The 17,604-nt window shown below is 41.3% G+C and carries 19 protein-coding genes; 15 read left to right on the top strand and 4 right to left on the bottom strand.

The features are described 5' to 3' along the window. The 4 genes from MOZ64_RS04725 to deoC are packed head-to-tail and all read right to left on the bottom strand — an operon-like array spanning position 1 to position 2,885. Entirely contained in the window at positions 1–417 is a 417-nt protein-coding gene (locus tag MOZ64_RS04725) for a C-GCAxxG-C-C family (seleno)protein (RefSeq protein WP_320325439.1), read from the bottom strand. Further along, the gene (locus MOZ64_RS04720; protein ID WP_320325438.1) at positions 414–1,286 is read right to left on the bottom strand and encodes an SDR family oxidoreductase; all 873 of its coding nucleotides are present in this window, start codon (positions 1,284–1,286) and stop codon (positions 414–416) included. Before MOZ64_RS04720 ends, MOZ64_RS04725 begins: the two co-directional genes overlap by 4 nt. Before the next feature lie 2 nt (positions 1,287–1,288). Continuing rightward, entirely contained in the window at positions 1,289–2,209 is a 921-nt protein-coding gene (locus MOZ64_RS04715) for a type I phosphomannose isomerase catalytic subunit (RefSeq protein WP_320325437.1), read from the bottom strand. A gap of 1 nt (position 2,210) precedes the next feature. Next, positions 2,211–2,885 (bottom strand): deoxyribose-phosphate aldolase, encoded by a 675-nt coding sequence (deoC, locus tag MOZ64_RS04710; protein ID WP_320325436.1) that lies wholly within the window; start codon positions 2,883–2,885, stop codon positions 2,211–2,213. A 46-nt stretch (positions 2,886–2,931) separates the two neighbouring features. On the opposite strand from deoC, the gene MOZ64_RS04705 reads away from it, so the two are divergent. From MOZ64_RS04705 to MOZ64_RS04635, 15 genes are all read left to right on the top strand, one after another. Further along, on the top strand, positions 2,932–3,522 hold the full coding sequence (locus MOZ64_RS04705) for a GNAT family N-acetyltransferase (RefSeq protein ID WP_320325435.1): 591 nt from the start codon (positions 2,932–2,934) through the stop codon (positions 3,520–3,522). A 120-nt stretch (positions 3,523–3,642) separates the two neighbouring features. Further along, entirely contained in the window at positions 3,643–4,092 is a 450-nt protein-coding gene (locus MOZ64_RS04700; protein WP_320325434.1) for a MarR family winged helix-turn-helix transcriptional regulator, read from the top strand. A 107-nt stretch (positions 4,093–4,199) separates the two neighbouring features. Further along, a complete protein-coding gene (gene htpG / locus MOZ64_RS04695) occupies positions 4,200–6,122 on the top strand; it encodes a molecular chaperone HtpG (protein ID WP_320325433.1) in 1,923 nt (640 codons plus the stop codon). A 63-nt stretch (positions 6,123–6,185) separates the two neighbouring features. Continuing rightward, positions 6,186–7,277 (top strand): 23S rRNA (uracil(1939)-C(5))-methyltransferase RlmD, encoded by a 1,092-nt coding sequence (gene rlmD, locus MOZ64_RS04690; RefSeq protein ID WP_320325432.1) that lies wholly within the window; start codon positions 6,186–6,188, stop codon positions 7,275–7,277. Positions 7,278–7,433: 156 nt separating this feature from the next. Continuing rightward, positions 7,434–7,640 carry a hypothetical protein gene (locus MOZ64_RS04685; protein ID WP_320325431.1) on the top strand — a complete coding sequence of 69 codons (207 nt, stop codon included), beginning with the start codon at positions 7,434–7,436 and terminating at the stop codon, positions 7,638–7,640. Between the two features lie 72 nt (positions 7,641–7,712). Further along, positions 7,713–8,642, top strand: a complete 930-nt coding sequence (locus MOZ64_RS04680) for an N-6 DNA methylase (RefSeq protein ID WP_320325430.1) — start codon at positions 7,713–7,715, stop codon at positions 8,640–8,642. Between the two features lie 65 nt (positions 8,643–8,707). Continuing rightward, positions 8,708–8,974 (top strand): restriction endonuclease subunit S domain-containing protein, encoded by a 267-nt coding sequence (locus MOZ64_RS04675; RefSeq protein WP_320325429.1) that lies wholly within the window; start codon positions 8,708–8,710, stop codon positions 8,972–8,974. A gap of 105 nt (positions 8,975–9,079) precedes the next feature. Continuing rightward, the gene (locus MOZ64_RS04670; protein ID WP_320325428.1) at positions 9,080–9,379 is read left to right on the top strand and encodes a hypothetical protein; all 300 of its coding nucleotides are present in this window, start codon (positions 9,080–9,082) and stop codon (positions 9,377–9,379) included. A gap of 18 nt (positions 9,380–9,397) precedes the next feature. Then, positions 9,398–9,613, top strand: a complete 216-nt coding sequence (locus tag MOZ64_RS04665; RefSeq protein WP_320325427.1) for a hypothetical protein — start codon at positions 9,398–9,400, stop codon at positions 9,611–9,613. Positions 9,614–10,404: 791 nt separating this feature from the next. Continuing rightward, complete coding sequence (locus tag MOZ64_RS04660; RefSeq protein ID WP_320325426.1) at positions 10,405–10,602, top strand: helix-turn-helix domain-containing protein; 198 nt, start codon at positions 10,405–10,407, stop codon at positions 10,600–10,602. Positions 10,603–10,659: 57 nt separating this feature from the next. After that, a complete protein-coding gene (locus MOZ64_RS04655; RefSeq protein WP_320325425.1) occupies positions 10,660–12,168 on the top strand; it encodes a type I restriction-modification system subunit M in 1,509 nt (502 codons plus the stop codon). Continuing rightward, positions 12,158–13,303, top strand: coding sequence for a restriction endonuclease subunit S (locus MOZ64_RS04650; protein ID WP_320325424.1), 1,146 nt, complete (start codon positions 12,158–12,160; stop codon positions 13,301–13,303). Before MOZ64_RS04655 ends, MOZ64_RS04650 begins: the two co-directional genes overlap by 11 nt. Positions 13,304–13,382: 79 nt before the next feature. Continuing rightward, positions 13,383–16,526: a type I restriction endonuclease subunit R gene (locus MOZ64_RS04645; RefSeq protein ID WP_320325423.1), complete on the top strand. Its 3,144-nt coding sequence runs from the start codon at positions 13,383–13,385 to the stop codon at positions 16,524–16,526. A gap of 38 nt (positions 16,527–16,564) precedes the next feature. Continuing rightward, positions 16,565–16,900, top strand: coding sequence for a winged helix-turn-helix domain-containing protein (locus tag MOZ64_RS04640; protein ID WP_320325422.1), 336 nt, complete (start codon positions 16,565–16,567; stop codon positions 16,898–16,900). Then, a complete protein-coding gene (locus MOZ64_RS04635) occupies positions 16,869–17,456 on the top strand; it encodes a restriction endonuclease (protein ID WP_320325421.1) in 588 nt (195 codons plus the stop codon). The genes MOZ64_RS04640 and MOZ64_RS04635 overlap by 32 nt, the downstream gene beginning before the upstream one ends. The last annotated feature ends 148 nt before the right edge of the window (positions 17,457–17,604 follow it).

Below are 17,604 nucleotides of genomic sequence, written 5' to 3'. Positions count from 1 at the left end.
TTACTCCCCTTCTTTTTTTAGATCTTGTATGGTTTTTTCTAGAGCTTGACTAGCCATCAAACAAGTAGGCAAACAACGTTTTTCAGTTGTATTGTATTTGGGTTTCAATTCCACACATTGTGTGGCACCCAAGATTTGTTTGAAATTTCTTTGATACGTTTGGATCAAAGGACGAATGGCTTGCAATTCTTCATGAGCTTTGGTATGAATGGTCATCTTTGATAAAGCGGCAATGCATCCAACCATGGCACCACATGTACTGCCTACAAACATACCTCCACCAAAACCAGCCATCATTTTCATATCTTCTTCTAAAATATGTAAGTCATAGTATTCGTTGGCGGCATGCAACAAGGTTTCGGCACAATTGTAGTTTTGTTCTACATAATACTTTTCAACGAGTTCTTGTAATGTCATACCAGCCATCCAAAGTCTTTTAAAACTTCTTTCACATTTTCTTCAAACGTACCAAAATGGATACCGTGGGCTTCTAATTTGGATGCATCCAATCGATAATCACGGAAACGATCACGATATCGTTCGGTATTTGGCAAAATATAGGTGGCAATGGCTTTTGGTGTCGCTCCTAATTGTTGGGCTACATATACAGCGGATTCATAGGTTGTCATTGTATTTTGTGCAGCTACATGATAGGTATCCGGATCGAGTTGGGTAATTTGCTCAAATTGATCGGCAAGATGTTTGGCATAGGTCATGCAGCGTTTTTCGTTACAAGTAAATTTTGTTGGCGTTTGTGTCAACAGAGCATGCATGACATTTTTTATGATGGATGGACTTGCCTTGATGCCATCACTAGACAATCCCATTTGCCAAGAATATCGTAAAATGATGGATCTTGACCATTGTGCATGAATGCGATCTTCACATTCATTTTTATTTTGTCCATAAACAGTAACCGCTTTGGTCGGCTCGTCTTCTTTGAAGGGACCATGTTCTTCTTTACCATTAAAACATTGTTCCGAACTGGAAAAAATCAATAAGGCATCTTTTTCTTGACAAGCATCTATGATTTTTTGCGTGGATTCAACATTGATCGTATGAGCCAATTCAGGGTGTTCATTACACCAAGCCGTTGTGGCATTGGCGGCTGTATGGAAACAAATATCAAAGGATTGGCTTTTTAAAAAGGTAGCAACGGCATCTGGATCCGATAAATCGGCATCTTTTCGTGTCATGCGGATCCAATTGAATTTGTCTTGATTGGTTTTATATACCAAAGATGCCAAATAACCATTGGCACCAGTGACTAGAATTGTTTTCTTCATGTTTATCCTCTCTTTGGACGACTTACCAATACATGACCAGTATGTAAAGTCAGTTCTTCGGCACTATAAGGCACAAATAAACTGTCATAGGCTGGTAATGTTTGGGTGTCTTCCTTCCATGTGTATAGTATATCAGAATCCGTTACATTCGTAATGATACAGAAGGCAGGTCCACACATGATCTTTTGATGGTTTGTTACATAGATATCATCAACGATAAAAGGATCTTCACACAATCGACAAGATGTGTCGTGTGCAGGAATAAAGCCAATGGTATTTTCAAAATGAGCAACTTGAAAACTATCTTCGATTTGTAGTGGGCGTTTCTTTCCTTGTGCATCTACCCGATCATAATCATAGAAACGATAGGTCGTGTCACTGTTTGTACCAATTTCTAATGCCAAAATACCACTGCCCAAAGCATGTAACGTGCCATTGGGAATGATGAAGTAATCTCCTGTATGTACAGTCCATTGTTTTAAATACGGTTTGATTTCACCAGAAAGTAATTCCTTTTTAATGATGTTCGCATCGGTTGTCGTGGTACCACCAACCAGTGTAGCTCCAGGTTTCGCATCCAGAATGTACCAGGTTTCAAATTTTCCATTGTCATGTGCATGGGTTTGCGCATAAGCATCATCGGGATGGACTTGGATACTTAACTGGTCTTTGGCATCTAAATAGACACATTGAATAAAATCTTTTGTATCCAGTCCGGGTCCTAATAGGCCTTCGGGATCTTGATGGATCAAGTCTTTTAAATAGGGATGGCCTTCTACATTTTGGATCGTTGTTGGTACATGATCGTGAATCGAAACATCCCAAAATGTGCCAATCGGCTGATCTAGACCACGTTTTTTGGCGAGACGATCATTGGCCCAAATGGATCGTGTGGGATAGCCTTTACAGAGTAATGGCTGCATGTCAAGCTTCCTCAAATTCTTTTAAGATCTTTACCGAAGAAGATGTACCAATACGGCTAGCTCCTGCTTCAATCATCGCTTTACAAGTTTCCCAAGAACGAATACCACCTGCTGCTTTTACTTTGACTGTGCCATGAACCGTTTTCACCATTAAGGCAACATCTTCTACTGTGGCTCCACCACTACCAAATCCAGTCGATGTTTTAATGTAGTCGGGTTTGACGATTGTTGCAATCTCGGCGAGTTTTTTGATTTCTGCTTTTTCTAAATAACAATTCTCAAAAATAACTTTGATGAGCACATTGTGTGTGCGACATAGCTGGACCATCGCTTCCATTTCTTCTTGGATATAGGTCCAATCATGCATTTTAGCCCGACCAATATTGATGACATAATCAATTTCATCGGCGCCATCATCGATCGCATTTTGACATTCGTCCAATTTGGATTTACGACTTGTTTGTCCAAGTGGAAAGCTAATGGCAGCCCCCACATGGATATCGGTACCAGCTAGTTCTTTTTTACAGAAAGTGATCCATTCTGGATTGATGGCGACCATAGCTGTATTCATTTCTTTGGCTTCGTTACATAGTTTACGAAGGTCGTCTTCAGTCGCATAGGCTTTTAAAAACGTATGATCAAAATATTTTGCGAGTGACTGTTTTGTGAGTGTCATGATAAAATCCTCCTGTTTCCATGATATACTATTATTGGTGATAAAAATGACAATTGTAGATAAAAATGTAGAATATCGATCTTTATTGATGATCATTGGACGAAAAGTTTGCACACATGAAGTGCCATTGGATCCAGCTTATCAATATGTTGTCTACCAGCCTACCTTTGAAAATGCATGGGCCCAACTACAATTGGACTTGGGTGTATTTGACACGTTTGAAAAAGCCAAACAAACTTTTCATGAAATGGCATCTCATCCCCATTTCAAAGACAATTTCTTATTTGTCTGTGATAAAGAAGGCCAATTGGTTGGCAGTGCGGGTTTATGGCCAGGACATCATTTTGGCATGGATCGTTTGCGCATTCATTACGTGGCGGTATCTCAAGTGCATCAGCATCATAAAATTGGGTCGAGCATGGTTTCTAAATTAATTATGAAATACGATGCGACACCGGGAAAATATCCTTTATATCTGGCTACGCAAACCAATAGTTATGGGGCCATTGCGATGTATTCCCATTTGGGATTTACTGCCTATTTGGGTGCTTATGAAGGATGTACGCAAAAGCAATCGGAAGCCAATTGGACGTTGGCCACAAAAATCTTGCGTGAAAAGAGCGCATCCTCATTCTAGTATAATGAATTTTATTGTTTGAGTTAGTGAATAAAAGAGGAAAAAAAGGAAAATGATCTTCTGCTTTGGGAAACCAAAGCATTGGGGGTGATTTTATTTGGAAAGTATGAGGAAAAACAAATGGAAAATACGGAAGCAGCACGGAAAGCTTTTGAAACGATTAAAGTGTATTTTAAGTTACAAGATGTATATTTTTTTCAATCTCTGAAACGAATGAATCATATGACGTTACGAGATTATATGATCTTTCATTATATCTATGCAGAAAATCCAATGCATCAAGTGCAACCATCAAAATTGGCCAATTATTTGGAAATTAGTCCATCGGCTGTCAGTCAATTGATCACGAATTATGAAAAACGAAATTGGGTAAAACGGGTACATTCCGACACGGATCGTCGCAATGTATATGTTAGTTTGACCGATGAAGCACATGAAATTATGGTTAAATATTTTCCATTGGAAGAAGATTTGATTAGAAAAGCCATTCGCAATTGTTCCACAGAAGATTTATCTGCCTTTGTACGTGTTCTCTCATGTATTAACCAACAAATACCTATTGAAGAATGAGGAGTGGATATTCCACTTCTTTTTTATCACTCATTCCTTGACAGTGCTAACAATGCGTTGTATGATTAGCAGGTAGACACAAGGAGTGCTAAAAAGGAGTGGTGAGTATGCCAAGAAAAAAACAGTTTAAATCAGAATCAAAACGTCTTTTGGATTTAATGATCAATTCGATTTACACGCATAAAGAAATCTTTTTACGTGAGTTGATTTCCAATGCGAGTGATGCGATCGATAAATATTATTTTAAACATGCTGGACATGTGGATACATCCACATTTGAAATTCGCTTAGATCCAGATAAAGAAAATCGTACATTGACCATTTCCGATAATGGTATTGGTATGGATGCCGATGAATTGGAAGAAAACTTGGGTACGATCGCAAAATCGGGTTCTTTGGCTTTTAAGGAACAAATGGAAAAGAAAGAAGAGAATACCGATGCGGATGTAGATATCATTGGTCAATTTGGTGTTGGTTTTTATTCAGCTTTCATGGTGGCCAAATCGGTAACCGTCGTTTCGAAAAAAGATGGAGCAGATACGGCTTATAAATGGGTCAGCCAAGGGGATGATGGTTACTTTATTACCGAAAGTGATAAAGAAGATCGAGGTACAACCATCATTTTAGCCCTAAAAGAAGATACCGATGATGAAGATTATTCACAATATTTGGAAACATATACCTTGGAAAATCTAGTCAAGAAGTATTCGGACTACATTCGTTATCCAATCAAGATGGAAGTGGAGACACAAAAGGTCAAAGAGGAAACGAAAGATCAAGAAAAACCGGAATACGAAACGGTTGTAGAAGACAAGACATTGAATTCCATGGTTCCTTTGTGGAAGCGTCAAAAATCCCAGATCACGAAGGAGGAATACGATCAATTTTATAAGGATCATTTCCAAGATTTCCAAGATCCACAACGTGTCATTCATTTTAGTGTAGAAGGAAATGTTAGCTTTACGGCTTTGTTGTATATACCCGGTCGAGTACCGATGGGCTTCTATCAACAAGATTATAAGAAAGGTTTGCAGCTGTATAGTCGCGGTGTATTCATCATGGATCATGCCGAAGAATTATTACCAGATTACTTGCGATTTGTGAAAGGATTGGTGGATAGTCAAGATCTTTCCTTGAATATTTCTCGTGAGATGTTGCAACATGATAATCAATTGAAATTGATTGCCAAACGTATCGAGAAGAAAGTGTTATCCGAATTGAATGCGATGATGAGCAAAGAACGTGATGAATATGAAAAGTTCTGGAATAACTTTGGTTTGAATATTAAATTTGGTGTGTACAACAACTGGGGCATGGACAAAGATAAACTTGAAAATTTATTGATGTTCTATACCAGTCATGAACAAAAATTGGCTACTTTAAATGAATATGTCGATCGTATGAAAGAAGATCAGAAATCGATTTATTATGTTTCGGGTTCGGATATGACATTGATCGATAAAATGCCAATCGTACAGACTTTGAAAAATAAAGGATACGAAGTCATCTATTTGTTGGATGATGTGGATGAATTCGTCATGCAAACGTTGCAGACTTTCCGTGAAAAGACATTTAAGAATGCAACCCAAGGCGATTTGGATCTAGATTCCGAAGATGAAAAGAAAGAATTGGAACAAACTGCCCAAGATAATAAAGAGTTGTTGGATTTCATGAAAGAGAGCTTGAAAGATCGAGTTGTAGATGTCAAAGTATCCAATAAATTGAGTGATGATCCAGTTTGTTTGAGTGCCGGTGAAGGTGTTTCTTTTGAAATGGAAAAAGTCTTTGCGAATGCACCAGAAGGCAGTGGTCCAATGGGTGGTATGAAAGCCGAACGTATTTTAGAATTAAATCCAAACCATCCCATCTTTACCACGTTAAAACATTTATATGAAACGGATAAAGATAAGGTCAAAGAAGTTGCTGATGTTTTATATGATCAAGCCTCGTTGATTGAAGGATTCCCAATTGATGATCCAATTGCTTACAGTCGTAAGATTTGTGAATTATTGGTCGATTCCAATAAATAAATGAAGACAGTCGATGCAAATCGGCTGTTTTTTTGTTAGAGTTATATAGAAATGGAGAATAGTATGAATCTAAAACAAAAACAAGATATGGTCGAAGAATTGGTCAACAAAAATCATTTACCCATTGAGGTGGGACCCATTCATTCGGCTGCCTTAGATAAACATTATCGAAATAAAGTCATTGTTGCCTTTGCGAAACATAAAGGAGTCGTGTATGCGGGACAATATGCACCACATAGTCATCGAGTGATCAAAGATGGAGGTCGATCCTTACAACCCAAGATCATCAATGATATCATCGATACCATTACGGAATTGGTTCAATCGATGAAAATCTATTTATACAATGAACAAACTGGAACCGGCGTATTGCGACATGTCTTGATTCGTTGGGGACATGCAACCAATGAAGTGATGGTTGTATTTGTGACCGGGACCAATATCTTTCCTTCACGAAAGAATATGATCCATGCGCTTAGAAATAAGCATCCTGAAATCAAAACGATTCTGCAAGAAGTCAATGGTCGTAAAACCAGTGTAGTTATGGAAAATAAGCCGATGGTTTTATATGGAAATGGAACCATCGATGATATTTTATGTGGAAAAAAGATCACGATTCCAGCCACAGCGTTTTATCAAATTCATTCTCAACAATGTGAAGTATTATATGGATTGGCCAAAGAAAAATTACAATTAACAGGAAAAGAAACGATATTGGATACGTATTGTGGCTTGGGTACGATTGGTTTATCCTTAGCGGATGCTTGTAAAAGTGCGATGGGGGTAGAAATCAATAAAGAAGCCATTCATTATGCCAAAATCAATGCGAAACAAAATCATATGAAAAATATGCAGTTTGTGGATATGGATGCCACTGCATTTATGATGGAGGCCAAACGCTATCATCATCCCTATGATGTGATTGTATTGGATCCACCAAGAGCGGGTACGACACAGCAATTTATTTATGCCTCTACTTCTTTAACACCAAAGAAAATCTTATATATTTCTTGTGATCCAAGAACCTTAGTTCGGGATTTGAAACAATTTAGACGAGCAGGCTATGTCACAGATCGATTGGATCTTGTGGATATGTTTCCAAGAACCGAACATATTGAATCCATCTGTTTGTTGACAAGAAGCAAAAGAAAATAGTTGAAATAAAAGGATTTTGGAAACTATATACAGTTTTCCAAAATCTTTTTTGTTACACATATGTTGGTAGCACTAAATAAATTTTGTGTTGCAGGTAAGAGATTACACGACATCAATGTGTGAACAAGGTTATGAATAACCAAGGAGGTAATAGCTTTGAATTTCAAAAAGTTAAAAATAAAAGAATTTGATAATGTTGAAAAATATGCATGGATCATCAATTTAAAACTAAGAGAGCAAGATGATGTATCGGAATCAAAAATTATTGGTACTGCATATTTGGCATATCTTGCAAAAAAAGAAGCAATAGTAACTACAAATGAATTAATAGATTTTGTGAATCAAAAATTACCTGAATCATAGAAATATTTTCTAAAAGACAGAACATCAGATTATTATTGGGAAAATGTAATACAAATTTCGAAAGAGTTTACGTTGGATGCTTTACTTGCGGTCGTTCTATGGTATTCAAATAATAATGCAAGCAGATTGGACCAGGATAATGAAACTCCATTAAGTATAGTTAAATTGGCATATAACATTTTAAATCCAAAGGTTAATACCGTTGCTGATTTATGTAGTGGTATCGGTACGTTTCTTACGTTTACCGCATTGCAAAATGATAAATGCTCCTTATATGGAATGGATATTAATACGCAATCAAAGGCAATTTCGGAAATTAGACTTTCTTTATTTACCAATAAAGTTGAAATAGAGCAAGGTTCTGTATTGGATATTTCTAAGGATAAAAAGTTTGATAGAATTTTTTGTAATTACCCTTGGAACATTAGAACAAAATACCTGTCGAGTAATAATCGCCAAATAATTGATATTAATGAGTTGATTCCAGAAACAAGAAAAATTACTACATCAGATTGGTATTTTATTCTAAATGTCGTTGAACATTTAAGTGATGATGGCAAGGCTATCGTATTAACTACAAATGAAATAACATGGAATGGTGGAATGAATAAAAAAATTCGTGAAAGATTTATTAAAATGGGTTTCCTTGAGGCTGCCATTGCTTTACCACAAAATATGTTCTCTCATACTTTAGTTTCTAGTTCAATGCTAGTTCTTAGTAAAAACAATTTTGAGTCTATTCGATTTATTGATGCGAGTGAGTTTGCTACAGTAAGAAGAAAAAATAAGTTTAGCGATGAAGCTATTCAAACTATTGCTAATATGCTTAAAATAGATGGTAAATTTTCTAAGCAAGTGTCAATTACAGAAATTGCCAATATGGACTATGCAGTTAATCCTTCAAGATATCTACAAACAGAAATTAAGGTAAAGGATGGTGTTCCTTTTGGAAAAATTATAAAAAAATTACTAGAGGCGCTCAAATTAGAGCATCTGTTCTAGATAATATGGTTTCGGATACACCAACATCATATCAATATCTGATGCTTTCTAATATTAAGGACGGAATGATTAGTGATGAATTACCTTATTTAATTGGATTAGATGAAAAGCAGGAAAAGTACTGTTTGAAGAATAATTCTTTGGTAATTTCTAAAAATGGTTCACCTATAAAAGTGGCTATCGCATCTGTAGAAGATGGACAACATATATTGGTGAATGGAAATTTATATGTCATTGAATTAGATGAAACAAAAGCGAATCCATACTTTGTAAAGGCTTATTTGGAGAGTGAAGAAGGAACCATAGCTTTATCAAGAATAACAGCAGAATAAAATTGCAGAAAAATATTTGATGAAAATAGACGAAATAAAAGTATTGAAGTATAAGCTACAAAAGGCAACAGCAGAGTTAAAGAACATTTTCGAGGAGGGTTAAATATGGTATTGTCAATTGTTGAACTCTCTGAGTTACAGGATCAAATAGTAAATCGATTACCTGATGAAATTTTAGCTATTCTTGTAAAGTTGAATCGAACAGGGAGATTGAAGGAATGGTTAGATATGATGAATATGTCTGATCTTCTTCAAGGAGAGGATGAGTTCTATTCGTATAAGCATGGTAAAATTGTTGTGATTGGTGGAAACAAAGTCAAAGAAGATGTATTGTTGGGTGTAGCTAAGAAACATGGGCATGAAAAAAGTAGGTTTGAATTTTGTTTGGACTACAATCAAATTTAAAAATATGATTTTAAAAAAATGCAATATGCACCACAGTATAGGGTTGTATTATTCGGACCTTCACTGCATAGTGGTCGAGGAAAAAGAGAAAGTGGTAGTATTATTGCAGAACTTGAACATTCAAATGCTTATCCGCGAGTTATTCGTATGCAGGTTCATAATGATAAACTCAAAATCACAAAATCCAATTTTGAAGAAACTTTGAAGCAATTGATTGATGGGGATTACATTTAGTTAATTGCAAAGTTATTTTCAAGATATTAGAAGAAACGAATGAATCAGAGTTATATAGTATGAAGAATTTAGATTCGATTACTTGGTAGCTTATGAGATGTAAAAACATTTCATGTAATTATTTATCGAGCAATTTGATGATAGAAAATAGTTGAAGTAAATTTAATTAGTATCAAACAATTTGACCAGTACCCAGTCAGAAGTTATAGCCCTTATTTTATATGGACTGAAACTGGGATGTGTCTTTATAAATAATGTAACGTTCTATACATAGTGTGGCAGTCCTATCCTATTGACCTACCTGTAATAATTTGGATTTTGCTCCGGCGCGGGACTACTAATGATTAGTCAGTGAGCAGTCGGAGTACTTGAACTATTGACAGGAAGTTAAAATTAATTTTGCATTCATAGAATATAATAGATTTTAACGTTAATTCTCAATATAATTATTATGTGTCTTTAGTGATTGTAGTGTTACTCAGTAACTATCAATTGTTAATGTGAGTTTACAAAATCGACTTTTTGAAATTAGTATGTTTCCCAATATAATGACTACATCCGGAAAATATGGCGCTGGACTCTACCGGTTTTTCATGAACTGTCAGGACGAGGAAAAGCTCATTATCATTGAAAACTTGATCATATCCGAATCCAGACTATGAAGGCGGCAGTGAAATTGTCACCACTTTTGAGAAAGTTGGTGAATCAGGCAAACGGTGGGGTTTCTCAAATGATGTGAAATAGTAAGGATTCACAACTATATAGAAAGGTGAAAGTACGGAGGCAATGAGATGTGCTTTAACTATAACAAATTGTTCAAGCTGTTGATTGACCGAATTATTAAAAAGAAACAGTTACGAGAAATGAGTGGAGTTAGCTCTACCTCAATCGCAAAACTAGCCAAACGTGGCAACGTGATCACTTATGTCCTTCTCCGAATATGCATAGCCTTCAACTGTAAAGGCTTTGACATCATGGAGATAGTTTAGGATGAAGAACCGGCAGCGGAATCAATAAAGAAAACGGAAAACGAGGGGTAATAACAAATGGCAAAAAAGACAAATGCCAATATTGGCTTTGAGAAACAGATATGGGATGCAGCGTGCGTCCTTTGGGGGCACATTCCGGCAGCAGAATACAGGAAGGTCATCATCGGTCTTATCTTCCTGCGCTACATTTCGGCGGCGTTCGAAGCGCAGTACCAGAAGCTGGTCGAGGATGGCGACGGGTTCGAAGACGATCCGGACGCATACCTGATGGACAACATCTTCTTCGTGCCAAAGGATGCACGCTGGGAGACTATCGCCGATGCAGCGCATACGCCGGAGATCGGAACAGTCATTGACAAGGCGATGCGCGCTATCGAGGATGACAACAAGAGCCTCAAGGGCGTGCTGCCGAAGAACTACGCTTCACCGGATCTGGACAAGAAGGTTCTCGGCGATGTCGTGGACATCTTCACGAATAACATCGACATGTCCGATACGCAGTCAAGTGAAGATCTGCTCGGGCGCACATATGAGTACTGCATTGCGCAGTTCGCGGAGAAGGAAGGTGTAGGTGGCGGTGAATTCTATACGCCATCTAGCATCGTCAAAACACTGGTTGCAATCCTGAAGCCGGAGCCAAATTCCCGGGTATACGATTGTTGCTGTGGAAGCGGTGGAATGTTTGTACAGAGTGAGCGGTTCGCGGAGAGCCACAGTCATAATCGCGGGGTGATTTCTGTGTATGGTCAGGAGGCGAATCCGGACACCTGGAAGATGGCGAAGATGAATATGGCCATCCGCGGAATCGATGCGGACCTCGGGCCATATAATGCGGATACGTTTACGAACGATTTGCATCCGACTTTGAAGGCGGATTACATTCTCGCAAATCCTCCCTTCAACTATCATCCGTGGGGACAGGAGGATCTGAAGGAAGACAAGCGCTGGAAGTATGGGCGGCCGCCTGCTGGAAATGCCAACTATGCATGGATTCAGCACATGATCTTCCACCTTGCGCCGAATGGAAAGATCGGTCTGGTGCTGGCAAACGGTGCTCTCTCAACGCAGTCGAGCGGCGAGGGCGAGATCCGCAAGAACATCATCAACGACGACCTGATCGAGGGCATCGTTGCCATGCCGACGCAGCTATTCTACAGTGTCACAATCCCGGTAACGCTCTGGTTCATCACGAAGAACAAGAAGCAGAAAGGCAAGACGGTCTTCATCGACGCCCGCAAGATGGGCCATATGGTCGACCGCAAGCACCGCGACTTTACCGACGAGGATATCCAGAAGCTGGCTGACACCTTCTCGGCTTTCCAGAACGGAACACTCGAAAACGTGAAGGGCTTCTGTGCTGTTGCGACCACACAGGATATTGCGAAGCAGGATTATATCTTGACGCCGGGCCGCTACGTCGGCATCGAGGAGCAGGAAGACGACAGCGAGCCGTTCGAGCAGAAAATGGATCGCCTGACATCGGAGCTTTCCGAGATGTTCAAGAAGTCCCATGAACTCGAGAACGAGATCAGGAAGAAGCTGGGGGCGATTGGGTATGAAATATAAACTGTCAGATATCTGCTCCTATTATAAGAAAAAGGTTGATGTACCCGGATTGACGGAAGAGAACTACATTTCGACCGAAAATATGCTTCCTGATAAAAATGGAGTAATAACAGCAACGTCACTTCCGAAAACAACACAGACGCAAGGATATCAAGAGCGAGATGTGCTTGTTTCTAATATCAGACCTTATTTTAAGAAAATATGGTTTGCCGACAGAAGAGGTGGATGTTCCAACGATGTACTCGTGCTTAGAGCAAAGGAGGGCGTTGATGCGAGATATCTCTATTATGTGCTTGCAGATGACAATTTCTTCGACTATTCCATGGCTACGTCCAAGGGGACAAAAATGCCCAGAGGCGATAAGAAGGCTTTGATGGAGTACGAGGTGCCAGATTATGGATTAGAAGACCAACAGAAAATCGCCGGGCTGTTATCGGCACTTGACGAGAAGATTCAACTGAATACAGAGATAAACAAGAATTTATTCGATCAGGTCATGGCTCTTTATAAACACACCTTCATAGAAAATAATGTGGAGCGTAAAAGCTGCCGGGCTGACGAATATTTCGATATCACTATTGGCAAAACACCGCCGCGTAAAGAGCACGAATGGTTTTCCACAAATCAACAGGATGAGCGGTGGGTTTCCATCTCTGATATGGGCAATTGCGAACTTTATATTAGCAACACCTCTGAACGCCTTACGCACGATGCAGTTCGTCGTTTTAATATAGTAATTGTCCCTGATAATACTGTGCTTTTAAGCTTCAAATTAACAGTAGGGAGGCTTGCCATCACTGATGGTGAAATGGTCACAAATGAAGCCATTGCCCACTTCAAAACTAATATGAAGGAAATCAATCCTTACCTTTACTGCTATTTGAAAAACTTCAATTATCAGTCGTTAGGCAGTACTTCTTCTATTGCTACGGCTGTTAATTCAAAAATCATAAAGGGCATGCCGTTTGTAATCCCAGAAGTTACTGAGCTTCAACACTTTAATGAGATCGCAATCCCAGCCTTCGCAGCAATAAGGTCGAATCAGACGGAAAGCAAATCCCTATCAGAATTGAGAGATTCACTTCTTCCAAAACTGATGTCCGGAGAGATTGACGTCTCCGACATTGACCTCTAAGCTGCATATAAATTCTTGTTTAATGGAGAACAGGGACTCCTCTGGAGTATAAAGATAAGTTAAAAAAGGAGTTGATTTTATGTCAGGGATTTATACAGAGGCAAACTATGAGAACACGATCATAGAGCTGTTTGAGAATATGGGATGGCGGCATGTCTACGGTCCGGATCTTGACCGTAACTATAAGGACCCACTGTATGAGGATGAATTGGATGATGCGATTCACCGCATCAATCCAGACATGCCGAATAGTGCAATTCACGAGGCGCTTTTCAAGCTGAAGAATTTCGATAACGCAAACCTCGTTCAGAAGAATACTGTGTTCATGGACTATATCCAGCACGGCATCGAGGTGAGCTATCTTGTCGGGAGCGAGGAACGCGCTGGGCTTGTTTATCTGGTTGATTATAAGAATCCTGACAACAACTCCTTTATCATTGCCAACCAGTGGACTTTTATCGAGAATAGCAAAAAGCGGCCCGATGTTTTGCTCTTCCTCAATGGTTTACCGGTCGTCCTGATGGAGCTGAAAAGTCCGTCGCGGGAAGAGACGGACGCTTCAGAAGCCTACACGCAGATCCGCAACTACATGCACGAGATACCGTCCATGTTCATCTACAACTGCATCTGTGTCATGAGTGATCTCGGCACATCCAAAGCTGGAACGATCACCTCAGGCGAAGACCGGTTTATGGAATGGAAAACGAAGGACGGAAGCTACGAGAACACACAGTACGCCCAGTTCGACACGTTCTTCGAAGGCATGTTTCAGAAGGAACGGCTGCTTGATATTATCAAGAACTTTATCTGCTTCTCTAATGAAGGCTTGAAGCAGGTCAAGATTCTTGCCGGATATCATCAGTATTTTGCGGTTCGCAAAGCCATCGAGTCCACGAAGAAAGGCATGGCGACCGATGGCCGCGGCGGCGTGTTCTGGCATACGCAGGGTAGCGGGAAATCCCTGTCGATGGTCTTCTACGCGCATCTTCTGCAGGAGGCTCTGGACTCGCCGACCATCGTTGTCATCACCGACCGGAACGATCTGGATGATCAGCTGTACGGCCAGTTTGCCAAGTGCAAGGACTTTCTGCGGCAGGACCCGATCCACGCGCAGAGCCGCCAGAACCTGAAGGAGCTCCTCGACGGCAGGAAAGCGAACGGCATCATCTTCACCACCATGCAGAAGTTCGAGGAATCTCACGAGCCGTTGTCTGAGCGCCACAACATCATCGTCATGGCGGACGAGGCGCACCGTGGCCAGTACGGCTTGAAGGAGAAAATCGATTCCAAGACCGGCGAGATAAAGATTGGCACTGCACGTGTAATTCGCAACAGTCTGCCGCATGCGACTTATATTGGATTCACCGGCACACCGATTGCCATGAAGGATCGGAACACGCGCGAGGTGTTTGGTGATTATATTGACATCTATGATATGACGCAGGCCGTGGAGGATGGAGCAACAAGGCCCGTCTATTACGAGAGCCGCGTCATCAAACTGAAACTCGACGAGGACACGCTTGCTCTCATTGATAAGGAATATGACATCATGGCGGAGAACGCCGATCCAGATGTCATCGAGCGCAGTAAGAAGGAACTAGGCCAGATGGAGGCCATCCTCGGCAACGACAAGACCATCGAATCGCTCGTCAACGATATCCTCGATCATTACGAGAACTACCGCGAGAACCTGCTAACCGGCAAGGCCATGATCGTAGCTTATTCGCGTCCGATCGCCATGAAGATCTACAAGCGGATTCTCGAGCTGCGCCCAGCATGGACGGACAAGGTCAAGGTTGTCATGACCAGTTCGAACAAAGACCCGGAGGAATGGGCAGAGATTATCGGAAACAAGCGCCACAAGGACGAGCTGGCTGCTGAATTCAAGGACAATGACAGTTCGTTCAAGATCGCCATCGTAGTGGACATGTGGCTGACAGGATTTGATGTTCCGTCGCTCGCCACGATGTACATTTACAAGCCAATGAAGGGTTACAACCTTATGCAGGCCATCGCCCGCGTGAACCGTGTCTTTCAGGATAAGGAAGGCGGTCTGATCGTCGACTACGTTGGTATTGCATCCGCGCTCAAAGAGGCAATGAACGATTACACGGCCCGCGACCGGAAGAACTATGGCGATACGGATGTGGCCAAGGTCGCGTATCCGAAGTTCCAGGAGAAGCTGTCTGTCTGCCGAGACCTGTTCTACGGTTATGATTACTCTGACTTCATTCATGGCAGCAACCTTGCCCGCTCGAAAGCAATCAGCGGCGCGGTCAACTTCATCGTCGCCGTGGGCAAGGAAGACGACCGCGATACGTTTCTCAAGGAATCACTCATGCTAAAACAGGCACTGTCCCTCTGCTCTTCACTGGCTGCAGAGGATGAGCGCATAGAAGCCGCGTTCTTCGAGTCCGTTCGTGTACTCGTCAATCGGCTTGTGAATCAGGGCGAAGGAAAGAGGATATCACTGCCGGAAATGAACGCCCGGATCAATAATCTGCTGAAAGCTAGCATCCACAGCGACGGTGTGATAAACCTTTTCCAGGATACCAACGGTGAATTCTCACTATTCGATCCAAATTTTCTTGAAGAAATCGCGAACATGAAGGAGAAGAACCTTGCGGTCGAGCTCCTCAAGAAAATCATAGCTGAACAGGTGGTCGTCTACAAGCATACCAATGTCGTGAAATCAGCGAAGTTCAGCGAAATCCTGCAGCAGGCGATGAACCAGTATCTCAACGGCATGCTGACAAACGAGCAGGTCATTGAGGAGATGCTCAATCTTGCCAAGCAGATACAGGCAGCGCAGAAAGAGGGGCAAGAGCTCGGGCTTACTGCTGATGAGCTCGCGTTCTACGATGCACTCACCAAGCCGCAGGCCATCAAAGACTTCTACGAGAACGACGAGCTAATCGCCATTACAAAGGAACTCGCCGACACGCTGCGGAAGAACCGCACCATCGACTGGCAGAAGCGCGATTCGGCACGGGCGAGGATGCGCATGCTCATCAAGAGGCTTCTGAAAAAGCACAAGTATCCGCCGGAAGGCATGGACGACGCCGTCCAGACGGTGATGACGCAATGCGAGCTGTGGGCAGACAACAACGACATGGGAGAACGCGTCAACGCTTATTCGAACAGACTAAACCAGTATGTGAATGAAACATATGATATGGGTATGGTTGCAGAATCGAAGGCTGAATATGGGAAGAAGGAATAAGGAAGACCGATTATGGCAGGCCGAAATATGATGAATTGATGAAGCCCTTGTTGGTAGCGGTCAGCGATGGCAAAATTTACAAGATGAAGGATGTTACGGCTCTTTTGGCAGAACAACTGAATTTGTCCTCGGAAGAACTTGCTGAGATGCTTCCAAGTGGAAGACAGACTGTTTTTAAGAACAGGGTTGGGTGGGCGAAAACATATCTGAAAAAAGTCGGGCTTCTCGACAGCCCAGCCCGTGCCACAATTGTCATTGCGAATGCCGGAAAACAAGTCGTTGCGGATAATCCGGAGAAAATAGAATCCAAGTATCTAGAGCAATTTCCTTCCTTTGTAGATTTTGCGTCTGCGCCTGAACCACCCCCCCGATAATCCTAATCCCGCGCTAGCAGTTCCAAAGCTATCAGACCTCACGCCGGATGGCCAGTTTGAGGATGCATACAAGCAGATAAATTACAGCTTGGCTTCTGATCTGCTTAGCGAGGTGTTGAAGATAACACCATATACCTTTGAGAAGCTTGTTGTTGATCTTCTGTCCAGGATGGGTTACGGAACAGTGACTTATGGTAGCCATGCAACGATCGCCTCTGGTGATGAAGTAATCGATGGTGTCATCATGGAAGACAAGCTTGGATTCTCGGTCATCTACGTACAGGCCAAAGAGTGGGCGTTGGACAAGGTGGTAAGCAGACAAGATATCCAAAATTTCGTCGGAGCAATTGCCGAGAAACATGGAGATGGACTTTTTGTAACGACTGCCAGGTTTTCACAGCAGGCCGGAGACTACGCGGAGAAGCATCAGATCATTCTCATTGATGGTGAACATCTGGCAAACCTGATGATAAAATACAATTTCTGCGTTTCGATTCGAAAGACCTTTGAGATAAAGGCAATCGACACCGATGCCCAGGCTGAATATCAGGACTAATAAACCTTTCAACGATAGCCATACTTTTTAACGATTGCAGATTGGGGGGTGTTGCTTTTGACTACAGTAGCCACAAGATCATATCAGTACAGGGTTACAGACGCGCTCCTGCTCTATGCCCTGAAACGCAGAAAAGCCTAGAAACAGA

Source organism: Absicoccus intestinalis (assembly GCF_033971885.1).
GTDB classification, from domain to species: domain Bacteria; phylum Bacillota_I; class Bacilli_A; order Erysipelotrichales; family Erysipelotrichaceae; genus Absicoccus; species Absicoccus intestinalis.
The sequence above is the reverse complement of the archived record's forward strand: the minus strand, read 5'-3'. Positions and strand labels throughout refer to the sequence as shown.